Genomic DNA, 12,893 nt, shown 5'->3' with positions numbered 1-12,893 from the left:
TCATTTTGGTTTTTATGATTATAAAGACTTTGATGCTTATAAAATGGACATGACACGAATCGTATCAGATATGTGACGCACCAATTCTTTCATATTTTTATGCCATCGACTATATTGTGTTTAGGCAAAAGCCAAACACGAAAGGATGGATAAAAAATGAAAAAACAGAGAAAAAATTTTGTGATAACAGGAGGTTTATTCCTCTTGTTTATTTTATGGACAATGGCAATTTGTTATGTGGATGTACAGATGATAGGACCAAGAGATTCCGCAGTAGGTTTTGCAACGTTTAATGAATTCTTTCATAATCTTACTGGAACACATATGCTGATATATGTCATTACTGACTGGTTGGGATTATTACCAGTGTCTGTCGTACTAGGATTTGCAATACTCGGACTTGTACAGTTAATAAAAAGAAAAAACTTGTTCAAGGTAGATTATGATATTTTGATTCTTGGAGGTTTCTACATCATAGTATTTACCACATATATTTTATTTGAGGTGTTTGCAATCAATTATAGACCAGTATTGATTAATGGTTATCTAGAAGCGTCTTATCCTTCATCAACAACACTATTAGTGATGTGTGTTATGCCAACAGCCATTATACAAATGAATAAGCGTATTCATAATGAAAAGGTAAGAAAAGTTGTTAAGTATGCTATTTTGGTATTTACCTCACTTATGGTGATTGGAAGATTAATATCAGGTGTGCATTGGTTTACGGATATTATTGGTGGTGTGTTGCTGAGTACAAGTTTAGTAATGTTCTATAATTCTATAAATAAATCCCTTGAATAGTTAGAAGGCGAAATCCTTGTTTACCACTTACAAACAGTTATTGAAAAACATTATCCAAATAGTTTTTATGAAACAAATTTGCATCATAAACTGATAGAGAGTGAGATAACAGAGTTAGTTGTTTGTGGGATGATGACACATATATATATTGATACAACTGTTAGAGCTGCTAAAGATTATGGCTATCAAATTACACTGATATCGGATGGTTGTGCAACTAAAGATTTAGAATGGAATGGTGTTACATTACCAGCGACGCTTATTCAAAATGTATATATGGCTTCATTAAACAAGAAGTTTGCAAATGTTATTTTGAGTTCAGAAATAGTCTAAAAATATAAATTTGTGAAAGTGAGCATATTATGTGGTTTGATGATTTCACAGCCTGATATTGGAGAATGTTGTGATGACATAAAAATAAACAGTTTAAATTATTGGGGGAGAAACATATATTTGGTTTTGGATTGATAAATAAGAATTTGAAGAATATTAAGATTATGAAAATTACTTTTATTATAGGATGTTTATTTAATGTTTTTGGTCTGGTTATAATCATAAAAGGAAGGATCCCATTTATATAGATATATAGTGGAGTGAAAAATATTATTTTACATTGTAGAATAGAAGGTGGTGCATCTATAGTATTGGGGGTTAATGATTTTATTAAGTCATATCATTTCTATTAATCCAGTAATAGTGATGACTATAATTTGAGGAATCTGTATTCATACTATTGTCATTGAAGTTTTATTAAAAATAATTTAATAAATTGAATTTTGCAGGAGGCGGTTATGGACTATAAAATAAGAACAATAAGAGAGAGTGAATATAGCTTGCTTAAAGATTTTTTGTACGAAGCAATCTTTGTACCAGAGGGTGTGCCTGCACCATCGAGATCAATTATTAATCGGCCAGAATTACAGATATATATAACTGACTTTGGAAAGAGAGAAGATGATATAGGTTTGGTTGCAGAAATTGATAAGAAAGTTATCGGTCTAGTATGGGGACGCATTATGAATGATTATGGACATATAGACAATGATACCCCATCTCTTGCGATAGCCCTATATAAAGATTATCGGGGATTGGGAATAGGTACTGATTTAATGAAAGAAATGCTCCGTATTTTGAGATTCAGAGGGTATAAACAAGCATCGCTTGCTGTACAAAAAGAAAACTATGCTATTAAACTGTATCAAAAAATAGGATTTGTAATTGTAAATGAAAATGAGGAAGAATATATTATGCTTTGTCATTTTTAATAATACGAATTCCATCTTATTGATAGGAAATGAGAAGTTAAGGAGGAATTGCAAAATAATGATAAATGCATTAGTAAAGGAGTATCTTTCTTTGTCAGATAAAATGAGAAATGGTTATAAAGATAGTTTGGAGATTGCAAGTCAGACATGGAGTTAAACCTTGAATAAGATCATTTCTATTGTTCCTAAAGTTTTTCAAACTATATATGGAGAAGTAGCAGGAACATATAGAAATACAGAAAATCAAAAATATATGGATTTTATACCTGGTTATAGGTTGATACATATTATATAATTAGAAAGTGAGTATTACACTCTCTTACAAATGTTAGTTTCAGACGATATAAGAGAATTCCAAATGAGAACAATTATTCCTCTATTAGCTGACTATTCATCTTGCTATATCTGTTATATGATAACAAATAGCAATAAGTAAACTATTTTCCATTATTCGCCAGACGATGGCTTTCAAAAAATGCATGCTTCTGTAGAACTGTGTTTTAAAACTATAATTACATTTTATCTTAAGAATGTTTTTTATTTAAATAGTGAAGCTTTTCTTGATTATGATTTTGAAAGAGAAAGTATTATTGGTGCTGAAAATAATCCTTGTATAGATTATTGGGCACAATGAAAAACAGTAGCGGTTTTATAAAAAAATTAGAATTCATGGAGGAGAAAGTTGTATGGGTAAATTGATGTACATGGTAATGCTTGAGAAGAGCAAAAGTTATAATAGGTTAACAAAAAAAGTTGTCACAGAACATGTTGATAACATAAGAAGGTTAGATGATGAGGGGAAGTTGGAAATTTGTGGTGTTTTTAAAGGTTATCCAGGGATGGCTGGTATGTATATTTTAAAAGCAGAAAGTCGTGAAGAAGCAGAAAAACTTTGTCTCATGGAACCTTTGATTATCGGAGGATATGCAACATACAAATTAGTTGATTTCCAAGTTGCAAATCGAGAAAATAACTATTTGCTGTAAATTCAGATAAAAAGTCATTTTTAATAGAAAAATATGATTATAGTTAAGTTTTTATTTTATTCTGATAGGTATTTCATCCACATCTTTAGGGTGTTGATGAAATACCATTTTTTATTTCAAGACATGAGACATGATCAATTATTCATTTTTATAAAGTTGCATAATATATTGATATATGCAACTTTATATGATATGATTTGTTTATAAAAATGGAGTTGATTTCTATTAAATATTCGACAAGAGAATAGGTTACATATAAAGATATATTAACAAAGAAATTATCACAAATTACTAAGAGAAGTGATAATGTATTATATGTGATATCATGTATACTTAAATACTAAGCATAATGGGTTAAAAAGATATTGTTCTATTGTCTTCCCTTACAAGTTACATAAAACTATTAAAACCTCATAATATGGGTGACTTTTTTAGTAGTGTTTGTCAATAATAGATATGAGATGATTATACCAACTCTTTTAAACTGCAATTTAGTGAGATAATTCATTAAATTTATAAATATGACTTTGAAACGGTATAACATGTTATGTATGGTTTAAAAGACAAATATGATATTTTTAGGAGGTAACAGGTGAAAAGGAATAATCATATCTATGTGGCAATTGATTTAAAATCTTTTTATGCATCTGTTGAGTGTAGGGAAAGAGGTCTTGATCCATTGACAACTCATTTAGTTGTTGCTGATTCAAGTAGAACAGAAAAAACAATATGTTTAGCAGTTTCACCCTCCTTAAAAAAGTATGGTATAGGTGGGAGAGCAAGATTGTTTGAGGTTGTACAAAAAGTAAAAGAAGTTAATAAACAAAGAATGAAAAAAGCAACAAAACATCAATTTTCGGGTACATCTTTTGATGAACAAGAATTACAGAGAAATCCCAATTTAGAACTTGTTTATATAATTGCAACACCTCGAATGTCATTTTATATTGATTACAGTGCAAGAATTTATCAAGTCTATTTAAAATACTTATCTCCACAGGATATTCATGTTTATTCAATTGATGAGATATTTGCAGATATAACGAGCTATTTGAAAAATAGTAAAATGACAGCAAGAGAGTTTACAAAAAGAATGATAATAGATATCTTTCAAACAACTGGAATGACAGCAACAGCTGGGATTGGAACAAATTTGTACTTATGTAAAATTGCTATGGATATAGTTGCTAAACATGTTAGACCAGATGAGGATGGTGTAAGAATTGCTCAGTTAAATGAATTGAGATATCGACAATATTTATGGAATCATAAGCCATTAATAGATTTTTGGAGAGTAGGCAGAGGATATACGAAAAGACTAGAGAAATTAGGATTATATACGATGGGAGACATTGCAAGATGTTCTATACATAATGAAGATATATTATATGATGAATTTGGCATTAATGCAGAATTGCTGATTGACCATGCATGGGGATATGAATCATGTTCTATGAAAGATATTAAGTCATATAAACCTGATCATCAAAGTATTGGTAGTGGGCAAGTTTTGAGTGAGCCTTACAATTTTGAGAAAGCAAGGCTAGTTGTCAAAGAGATGGTTGACCAACTTGCTCTTAATCTTGTTGATAAGCAACTTGTTACAGATCAGATAACATTGACAGTAGGTTATGATAAAGGCAATCTTTCACATAATCAATCCAAATATAAAGGTGAAGTCACAACAGATTACTATGGTCGTAAAATACCTAAACATGCCCACAAAACAATTCATCTTGGAATGTCAACATCATCTTCATTATTAATGATTGATAAAGTATTAGATGTTTATGACAAAATTGTAGATAAAAGACTTTATATTAGAAGAATTCATATTTCTGCGAATCATGTTCTCGATGAAAGTTTAGTTGCAAATCAAGAAGTCATTGAACAGATGGATTTGTTTGTAGACTATGATGCTTTAGAAAAACAACGAAAAAGACAAAAAGAAGAATTGGAAAAAGATAAAAGACTGCAACAAGCGACATTAGAAATAAAGAAAAAATATGGAAAGAATTCTGTTTTAAAGGCTATGGACCTTGAAGAAGGTGCCACAGCAATTACACGTAATGGAACTATTGGAGGGCATAAGGCCTAAATATTGGAGGTGTCGTATGAAAGAAGATATTCATAAATATGATGATATTATCAATATGCCACGTCATATTTCAAAGAAGCACCCACAAATGTCCACACGTGATAGAGCAGCGCAATTTGCACCATTTGCAGCATTAACAGGCCATAAGGAACGTATTGTAGAAACAGAACGTTTAACGACTGAAAAGAAAGAGTTAGATACCTGTCAACAAGAAATAATTAATAATGCATTACAGAGAATTCGTCAAAATATAAAGAATTGTCCAAATGTAACAATAACATATTTTATTCCAGATTCTAAAAAAGAAGGTGGTAAATATATCACTGTTATAGAACATGTTAAAAAGATAGATGATTATGAAAATATTATTTTATTATCAAATGGAAGCAAGATAATAATTAATGATATATATGACATTGAATTATCTTCAATTTAATTAGTGAATATAAATCTAGAGATGGTATTGATTTTTTATAATTCAATAAGAAAATGATATTCATTGATGTGTTTTTATCTTATAATATTCAATATTTAAACCTATGTCTTATTTTTACAATGAAATAATGAATTATTAAATATATAATAATATATATGAAGTTCAACAAACAGGAGGTGGTTCTTTTGTTAACTCCTTATTTAACATTTCATGGAAAGTGTGAAGAAGCATTTGAATTTTATGCCAGAGTTTTTGGTGGTGGAAAAACTGTTTTTGTAAGACGAGAAAATAATCCTAATAATCCTATTATGCATGCAACTATTACTTTTACTAAATATGATGGGTGTATTATGGGAGCAGATATAGAAGGAGCAGTAGTGATTTCAGGTATGGCAATTTGTTTTGTGTTACCATCTAGAAAAGTGATTGAAGAAGTATCTGAAAAACTCGCAGAAGGTGGTACACTTGTTCAGGAATTTCTACCACATCCAGTTCCGCATGATAACGATGGTGGAGCGGAAGTACTTGATAAGTTTGGATATACTTGGTATTTGAGCACATAAAACAAAATATCTATATTTTATGAATATAACATAGATGATTTCGAATTTTACTTATATGCATTTTGAAATAAAATAATTTGTTTTTTGATGGTCATTAAGAAATTTAAGCCCTTGTCAATATTTAAAATAAAATGAGTGAAAGTGTAAAGACTTATCTATAGTATTGATTATATAAAATTCTAGAATTCGTTATACTTTGTATCAAGAAAGTCTTGGACCAATGAAAGAAGCAGGCGTATTTTGGCACAATCATGTATGGGATGGTGATAAGATTACTAATCTCTTAGATCTTATCCTATTTTTTGAGAAAACTGAATATTGGAAAGAGATGAAAGTGAAAATATCTATTCTCTGTATAAATTGATTTATGAAATAGATAAATATAATGAAAATCATTCTATTGAGTCAAGCAGATATAGTCATTGAAAATGTTGTTATACAATAAAAGAATATACGGAAGTGAATGATGAGAATAAAGGAAATAGTAACTCAAGATGAAAAAGTCCAATCATTGAATTTTATCCAGATGATTGGTTTTTTCAATTTATAATTTAAATTCATGATTACCACTCACATCAAATCGATGATACTGTATTTTTTGAAAGAAACTGTTTTTTTGCTGTAATTAGGTCTTTATGAAGTTTAATAGCCATAAATACAGTGATAACAGCACAGAGTATATCAGCAATTGGTTGAGCATACAAAATACCATATAATCCCCAATATTTTGGTAAGATAAGTATGAGAGGTATAAAGCAAATACCTTGTCTACATGCACCTAAAATACATCCTTCTTTTGCTTTCCCCATAACAAGAAATAGGAATGAATACACTGTATAGAAGCCAAAGAATATAAAAGTAATTCCTTGAGCTCTTAATGCAACTGAACCAATCTTAACCATTTCTATATCACCTTTAGTGAATAATGACATCATTTGTGTAGGAAATATTATACTAATTAAAGCAAAAATTCCACAAAATATCGTAGACCATAATATAGATATTTTAATAGCCTTAAACAAACGATCAAACTTCTTTGCACCATAACTGAATCCTGCTATTGGTTGGAATCCTTTTAAGAACCCAAAGACAACTAGACTTCCCATTGACATTATTTTCGTTAATGGACCCATGGCTGCAAGTGCAGAATTACCATAATTTTTTGCTGCATCATTCATCATTCCTATAGAAAGACTTGTGAGTAACTGAAAAATAAGCGTAGGAATTCCTATTTTTAAAATTTCTGACATAATCTGTTTAGAAAATTGACATTCTTTAATACTGTAATTAAAGATACTTTTCTTAAGTAGAATATAACGTAAATAAACGAAAGTAGAGACAATTTGTGAAATAGCAGTAGCGATGGCAGCACCAGCAATTCCATAATCAAATGTATAAATAAAAATTGGATCTAATATAACATTTAATAGAGCACCTGCTAATAATGCACTCATTGCTGTTTTTGCAGATCCTTCACTTGAGACAATGTTATTCATTGTGACATTAAATATATTAAAAATAGAGAATGTAATGTAAATACGAGCATAGGTCATTGCATAAGGCATAACATTATCAATGGCACCAATCTGTTTAAGAATGGGTTTTAAAAAGATGACTGAGAAAATAATCATAATTGCTCCAACAAAGAGACTGCTATAGAGAGCTGTGCTTGTAACCTTATTGGCAGTGTCTTTATCTCCACATCCAAGAAGTCTTGATAGATAAGCAGCGGCCCCATTGCCAAATAATAGTCCTAAACCAACAATAATCTGCCCTAGTGGAAATACGACCGTAACTGCACCCATTTGATGTGTTCCAAGTCCACCAACAAAGTAGGTATCAACTATATTATAGAGTGCATTGATGAGCATACCAATCATAGTTGGTAATCCAAGAGTTAATAGTGCTTTTTGAATTGGAATACTGCCTAGTAATTCCAATTTTTTGTTATTTTGATTCATGTGTCATTCTCCTTTCGCTTGACATAAGAAATAACTTATAGTACTATAAATTATAGTATACAGAAGATGAAAGTTATACTACTATAAATTATACTATTTGTCAATAAAAAAGGAGGAACTTATGGCAACTATAGATTTAATTGTATTAGGAATACTAAAGAAAGAATCACTAAGTGCTTATGATATTCAAAAATTAGTAGAGTATCGTAATATTTCTAAATGGGTAAAAATTAGTACACCATCAATCTATAAAAAGGTTATTCAACTTGAAGAAAAAGGTTATATCAGTAGCCATTGTGTCAAAGTTGGAAAAATGCCAGAGAAAGCAATCTACTCACTTACTAAAAATGGAGAAAAGAAATTTGAAACTCTTATGTATGAGATTGCATCACATCCTATTCACTTTTTTTTAGATTTCAATGCGGTTATTGTTAATTTATCTAGTCTTCCATTAGAAGGTCAAAAATCTTGCTTAATACGTATTGAAGACAATATTAAAACTCTTAAAATGTATTTAGAAGAAAATCTTGATGAAAAAGTAGCATTATCTGATATTCCTGAAACAGGTTTAGCCGTTTTGCAACAACAATATATATTAGTGCAAGCAATTGAAACATGGTTAACTGAAATGAAAGCCAAATATATATTGTCATAATCATTAAAATTGTCTAAATGAATAAGTTTGCTCTGAAAAATATGACTGTAAGGAGGTATGTAATGATTGAAATGAGACTCGCAAAAATGAATGAAGCGAAAATGTGTTTTACTTTTATTAATGATGCTAGAAAATATCAGAATCAACAAGGTTTTATACAATGGACTGAAAATTATCCAAATATAGATACAGTCATTGAAGATATTCAAGAAGAAAGAGGTTATATACTAAGTTTCAATAATTTACCATTTGGATATCTTTGCATTGATTTTGCTGGTGAACCTGCTTATAACAATATCAATGGAAGCTGGTTTAGCTCTCATGATTACGCTGTTATCCATAGGATGGCTTTTGGAAAAGAGGGGAGAGGAAAAGGAGCATCAAAAGCAACTCTTCAGCTTGTAAAAAAATTATGTATATCTAAAAATGTATTTGCTATTCGCGTGGATACAGATCCCCATAATAAAGCAATGCAACATATTTTAGAACGAGAAGGTTATAAATATTGTGGTACAGTTATTTTCCAAGATAGTCCGAAACTTGCTTATGAACTTATTTTCTAATAGTTTTTACAATATCAAGTTTTATCATCTTTAATGAAGATTAAATAAGTAATAGTAAGAAGCAATCTCTTGATTTGAAATTATAGAGGAGATTATTTCTTACTTTTATGTTTTGTATTTCATTACGTTTTGAACATAGTGAAATAGTGGGAATATAAAAAAAGAAATGCTTAAATACTGGAGTAATGATATAATATTAATGATTATTAGTGATTTTATAATTCTTAATATGTGATTAAAATTATGAAGGTCTTATTTATGTGTATCGTGTAGGGATGATTTGATTGACTCGTAAACAAGTTGTAGAAAAATAATAAAAGATAAAATTTTTATTGTTCTAGGATTTAAGTTTATCATCTGAAAATGTAGGATATAGAGAGTTGAGGTGGAATAATGGATTATCATGTATTTATAAATAGTTTGTTGGAATATTATCAGTTATATGAAAGAGGATTAAAAAAACAAGCGAATAAGTATATTCAAGATTATGTTATCTCTCTTTCTCAATGGGATAAGGATAAGCTGCGTGATGTATTATTTCACTTCACAAAGGAGCTCTGTGATGAACAAGGATATGATTTTTGTAAGCGTGGTAATGGGAGAATTCCTTATGCATTGGATGTGTTTTTAAGAGACTATCTTTATTCAGAGTGTTTAGAAAACAAAATGCCTCAATTAAGATGGTTTTATGAATTATATAAAAATGATAAATTTGGTGTAAATTATGCAAGGAATATGCTTGAAAAAGCTTATTTAAGTGAAAAGTGTGATACAAAAACAGTTGAATTATTTTTTTATATGTGGATTGAGATTCTAGCCTGGGGATCACATCATTTCCCAAATGGGTGTCTTATTACAAAAGAAGCTATGGAAAATGCAGTGAAACAATGCAAAAAGATTATTTCAGAAAAAGATGTTAATGAGAAATTCAGAAAGCAATTAGAATATTTTGAAACGCTTTATATATGTTATTATCAATTTGAAGAAGATAATAGAACGAAGACATTTGAGGATTACTGTCATCAAGCAGATATAGAGTTTATTTGTAATAATGCATACTATTATAATTATTGAGAATTAGATGATTTATGGCTTATATAAAGTGAAAAATATATATAAGTTTATGGAGGGAATACTATCCATTCAATCATTGATCATGTTCATATCACAGTTGAGAATTGAGAATGTGCAGAGAACTTTTATGATAAATTATAGTTTTCATAGAACACATTAGTTTCCAAATATAAAAAATTAGAATTGGATATATGGTTGAAATGTTTGTTTGAGATGATGATTGCCATTCAATGTATGAAGATGGAAAACAATTAGTTGATATGGTTTATTTGAAAAAAGAAAAAATATTTCATCATACGATGAGATTGCCTATAATACTTTATAGTCAAAAGTAAAAAGATATAATTTATTCATTACATGATCATAAATATGTATGGAAATAATAAAGGAGGATATATTATTGAATTACGAAGAGATATTGAAAGCATTTCAAGAAAAAGAATTTCATATAGATGATTATATATCAGTAGTTGTAGAAAGTAAGGATATACGTGAGAAACTTATTCAAAATCTCATAGAACAAACACATATTAATGTTTATTATCGTAGCTATTATTTAATCAATGCAGTTAGTTTAACGAATCCAGAACTCTTTTATGAATACTGGGATTTATTTGTAAGTTTGCGTTATCATAAGAATTCTTATCATCGTAATATTTTTCATTGGATTATTACAAATCTGATTCCTGTCGATAGTCAAAATAAATTTGATAAGATTAAAAAAGAGTATTTTTCTCAAATTAAAGATGTTAAAGTTTTGACAGGTCTAGAAGCAATGAAGGATATTATTATTATGAGTCAATATCGTCCTGATTTAGAGGAAGAAATTATTTCATTGTTTTTAGATGAAAATATGATAAAAGATTATACTGATAAGCAAAAAGATCGTTTTCATTTTTATAGTATGGAATATTTTGAGTCTCTCTTGGATAGAAAGAAAGATGAAAGGTTGTTAGATTTTATCAAGACATGTTTAAACGCTAAAAACACAACAACTGCTAAGAAAGCAAAGCAGATTCTAAAAAAGTATACATATTAATAGGGTATGAACCAGCATAATCAATTGTATGGTTTGAATATGATGAGTTTTATTAGGAAGAAGATGAAGTTTTACATTGTAGTGTAATTGTTCCTAATTTTCAAACATTGTTAGAATGATATTCCATAGGAATTCTTGAAATAAAATTTAAAGATAAATAGAAAGTAAATCTGGAATTATAGAATTGTGAATTTTGTGAATCATATTAGAAAGTGTGTTGGAGAAAATAATGGAAGAAACTCATACATAAAACTTTATTTCAAATGAAATCTTTAGGAATAATAACTTGTGATGATACATATCATTATTGGGGTGATATTATGATTTCATATGAACAAGAATGGCAATTGCATCAAAGTCATAAAATACCAGCCTTTGAAGGTTGGTATTTTCGTGTGGTAGATAATCAAGTTTCAGCTGCTGTTATTATTGGAATAGCAAAAACACAAGATAAACAGGAAGCATTTATTCAAGTGTTTCATACATTATGTCAATCAATGGAAAAGGTAAGTTATGATATAAAAGATTTTGTATATCAAGAAGAGCCTTTTTCTATATCTATAAAAAATTCAATATTTAAAAAACATTATATTCATATTGAAGATTCAAAATTATCAACAGTCATAGATTTAGAGTTAGATATGCCTTTGCATATTCAAACAACAAAATATGCACCAACAATTATGGGACCATTTGCGTATCTTAAAAATATGCAATGTAATCATGCGATTCTTAATTTAGAAAGTCAAACACATGGTTACATGAAATATCAAAATCAGATTTATAATATTCAAGGTATTATTTATCAAGAAAAAGATTGGGGAAATTCTTTTCCAAAGAAATATATATGGGTTCAATCAAACTGCTGCTTACAAAAAAAGCAATTCTATTTCTATCGTGTGCCACAATTCCACTGAAATTTTTTCCATTCACAGGTATTATAATGGTTATAGTTATTGATGGTCAACAATATCAGATTGCTTCATATTATGGAGCAAGTATCACCCAGAGAGAAATCATTGGTGATATCTATTATTTAGTGATTAAACAACATCAGTATAGAATTGAATTCAAAATCAAAACAGGATTAACTTATACATTAGATGCACCAGAAAATGGTATTATGTTGCGTAATGTTGAAGAGAGTTTATTAGGGCAAGTTGAAATGAAGATATACGAACATCAACAATGTAAGGAGAATCTTTTATTTGATCATTGTGGGATAGAAAATGATAACTTTTTTGTGTAGTTACTTATCTATTGTAAAATAATAAAACTTAATATAGGATGAAAGAATATATTATGGAATTAAGAACTTATATTGATCATAAGGATTATAAATATTTATGCTTTATAGTGTACAAATCGTATACTATACCTAATAACAGAGTAAAACTCAAATGATTTATGACTTAAAATTCAAAAGGAATCAAAACAATATGCTTTTGA

The 12,893-nt window shown here is 28.9% G+C and carries 15 protein-coding genes; 14 read left to right on the top strand and 1 reads right to left on the bottom strand.

The genetic code is table 11. The annotated features are described in order from the left end of the window. The first annotated feature begins 156 nt into the window (after positions 1-156). The 8 genes from GQF29_RS04420 to GQF29_RS04390 all read left to right on the top strand — a co-directional run bounded on the left by GQF29_RS04420 (position 157) and on the right by GQF29_RS04390 (position 6,152). Positions 157-804 (top strand): phosphatase PAP2 family protein, encoded by a 648-nt coding sequence (locus GQF29_RS04420; RefSeq protein WP_008790764.1) that lies wholly within the window; start codon positions 157-159, stop codon positions 802-804. 12 nt (positions 805-816) lie between these two features. Further along, positions 817-1,137, top strand: a complete 321-nt coding sequence (locus GQF29_RS04415; RefSeq protein WP_083807019.1) for an isochorismatase family protein — start codon at positions 817-819, stop codon at positions 1,135-1,137. Positions 1,138-1,595: 458 nt separating this feature from the next. After that, complete coding sequence (locus GQF29_RS04410) at positions 1,596-2,069, top strand: GNAT family N-acetyltransferase (RefSeq protein ID WP_008790762.1); 474 nt, start codon at positions 1,596-1,598, stop codon at positions 2,067-2,069. 160 nt (positions 2,070-2,229) lie between these two features. Next, positions 2,230-2,364 (top strand): hypothetical protein, encoded by a 135-nt coding sequence (locus GQF29_RS18805; RefSeq protein WP_017144112.1) that lies wholly within the window; start codon positions 2,230-2,232, stop codon positions 2,362-2,364. 391 nt (positions 2,365-2,755) lie between these two features. Beyond that, positions 2,756-3,055, top strand: coding sequence for a YciI family protein (locus tag GQF29_RS04405; RefSeq protein WP_008790760.1), 300 nt, complete (start codon positions 2,756-2,758; stop codon positions 3,053-3,055). 592 nt (positions 3,056-3,647) lie between these two features. Further along, positions 3,648-5,153 (top strand): Y-family DNA polymerase, encoded by a 1,506-nt coding sequence (locus GQF29_RS04400; RefSeq protein ID WP_008790759.1) that lies wholly within the window; start codon positions 3,648-3,650, stop codon positions 5,151-5,153. A gap of 16 nt (positions 5,154-5,169) precedes the next feature. Beyond that, positions 5,170-5,589 (top strand): YolD-like family protein, encoded by a 420-nt coding sequence (locus tag GQF29_RS04395; RefSeq protein ID WP_008790758.1) that lies wholly within the window; start codon positions 5,170-5,172, stop codon positions 5,587-5,589. Between the two features lie 185 nt (positions 5,590-5,774). Continuing rightward, on the top strand, positions 5,775-6,152 hold the full coding sequence (locus GQF29_RS04390) for a VOC family protein (RefSeq protein WP_008790757.1): 378 nt from the start codon (positions 5,775-5,777) through the stop codon (positions 6,150-6,152). Positions 6,153-6,727: 575 nt separating this feature from the next. On the opposite strand, the gene GQF29_RS04385 is transcribed toward GQF29_RS04390, so the two are convergent. Continuing rightward, a complete protein-coding gene (locus tag GQF29_RS04385; RefSeq protein WP_008790755.1) occupies positions 6,728-8,113 on the bottom strand; it encodes an MATE family efflux transporter in 1,386 nt (461 codons plus the stop codon). Between the two features lie 121 nt (positions 8,114-8,234). Here GQF29_RS04385 and GQF29_RS04380 point away from each other — a divergent pair, with 121 nt between their 5' ends. From GQF29_RS04380 to GQF29_RS04355, 6 genes are all read left to right on the top strand, one after another. Continuing rightward, positions 8,235-8,768: a PadR family transcriptional regulator gene (locus GQF29_RS04380; protein ID WP_008790754.1), complete on the top strand. Its 534-nt coding sequence runs from the start codon at positions 8,235-8,237 to the stop codon at positions 8,766-8,768. Between the two features lie 62 nt (positions 8,769-8,830). Next, a complete protein-coding gene (locus GQF29_RS04375; RefSeq protein WP_017144114.1) occupies positions 8,831-9,331 on the top strand; it encodes a GNAT family N-acetyltransferase in 501 nt (166 codons plus the stop codon). A 393-nt stretch (positions 9,332-9,724) separates the two neighbouring features. Beyond that, a complete protein-coding gene (locus GQF29_RS04370) occupies positions 9,725-10,405 on the top strand; it encodes a hypothetical protein (RefSeq protein WP_008790752.1) in 681 nt (226 codons plus the stop codon). Between the two features lie 400 nt (positions 10,406-10,805). Further along, positions 10,806-11,444, top strand: coding sequence for a hypothetical protein (locus GQF29_RS04365; RefSeq protein ID WP_008790751.1), 639 nt, complete (start codon positions 10,806-10,808; stop codon positions 11,442-11,444). Positions 11,445-11,764: 320 nt separating this feature from the next. Continuing rightward, entirely contained in the window at positions 11,765-12,361 is a 597-nt protein-coding gene (locus GQF29_RS04360) for a tocopherol cyclase family protein (RefSeq protein WP_236916387.1), read from the top strand. Between the two features lie 26 nt (positions 12,362-12,387). Next, entirely contained in the window at positions 12,388-12,693 is a 306-nt protein-coding gene (locus GQF29_RS04355; RefSeq protein WP_017144115.1) for a hypothetical protein, read from the top strand. Positions 12,694-12,893: the final 200 nt, after the last annotated feature.

The sequence above is a fragment of the Coprobacillus cateniformis genome (assembly GCF_009767585.1).
Taxonomy (GTDB): Bacteria; Bacillota_I; Bacilli_A; order Erysipelotrichales; family Coprobacillaceae; genus Coprobacillus; species Coprobacillus cateniformis.
Note: the sequence above shows the minus strand (reverse complement) of the source record. Positions and strands in the feature narration are given on the sequence as shown.

Coding starts and splice junctions, on each gene's coding strand:
- GQF29_RS04355 (WP_017144115.1), top strand. CDS start 12,388: ATGGTTATAGTTATTGATGGTCAACAATATCAGATTGCTTCATATTAT.
- GQF29_RS04395 (WP_008790758.1), top strand. CDS start 5,170: ATGAAAGAAGATATTCATAAATATGATGATATTATCAATATGCCACGT.
- GQF29_RS04410 (WP_008790762.1), top strand. CDS start 1,596: ATGGACTATAAAATAAGAACAATAAGAGAGAGTGAATATAGCTTGCTT.
- GQF29_RS04370 (WP_008790752.1), top strand. CDS start 9,725: ATGGATTATCATGTATTTATAAATAGTTTGTTGGAATATTATCAGTTA.
- GQF29_RS04375 (WP_017144114.1), top strand. CDS start 8,831: ATGATTGAAATGAGACTCGCAAAAATGAATGAAGCGAAAATGTGTTTT.
- GQF29_RS04380 (WP_008790754.1), top strand. CDS start 8,235: ATGGCAACTATAGATTTAATTGTATTAGGAATACTAAAGAAAGAATCA.
- GQF29_RS04385 (WP_008790755.1), bottom strand. CDS start 8,113: ATGAATCAAAATAACAAAAAATTGGAATTACTAGGCAGTATTCCAATT.
- GQF29_RS04360 (WP_236916387.1), top strand. CDS start 11,765: ATGATTTCATATGAACAAGAATGGCAATTGCATCAAAGTCATAAAATA.
- GQF29_RS04420 (WP_008790764.1), top strand. CDS start 157: ATGAAAAAACAGAGAAAAAATTTTGTGATAACAGGAGGTTTATTCCTC.
- GQF29_RS04405 (WP_008790760.1), top strand. CDS start 2,756: ATGGGTAAATTGATGTACATGGTAATGCTTGAGAAGAGCAAAAGTTAT.